Raw genomic sequence first — 405 nt, forward strand, 5'->3', positions numbered from 1 at the left:
GGAGCGCTGCGGCCGGATGCACCCGTCCGGGCGGTATGATGCCTGTCCCGCTCTGGCGGACTTTGCGGAGGACACAACAACCACGCGTTAGTCAGCACGGGCACTTGCATCGCGAATCAATTTAGAATTGAGATGAACCATAAAATAAGGGGAACGACGCAATGAAACGAATAGCAGCAGCGGCATTGATGGCGGGTTTGACTTTTGCCGGTCAGGCCATGGCCGAACCCGTGAAGATCGGCATGATCACGACATTGTCCGGCGGCGGCGCAGGCCTTGGCATCGATATACGCGACGGCTTCCTTCTCGCCATCAAGGAGTCCGGCAACAAGGACATCAAGGTCATCGTCGAGGACGATGCGCAGAAGCCGGAACTTGCCGTGCAGATCGCCGACCAGATGTTCC

Annotated in this window: 1 protein-coding gene; it reads left to right on the top strand. The window is 58.0% G+C overall.

Annotation, left to right across the window (positions count from 1 at the left end; translation table 11 throughout):
- Positions 1 to 161: 161 nt before the first annotated feature.
- On the top strand, positions 162 to 405 hold a 244-nt coding region (locus Tanf_RS02745; protein ID WP_046824833.1), incomplete at its 3' end, for an ABC transporter substrate-binding protein.

The sequence above is a fragment of the Tannerella forsythia genome (genome assembly GCF_001006485.1).
Classification (GTDB): Bacteria; Bacteroidota; Bacteroidia; order Bacteroidales; family Tannerellaceae; genus Tannerella; species Tannerella forsythia.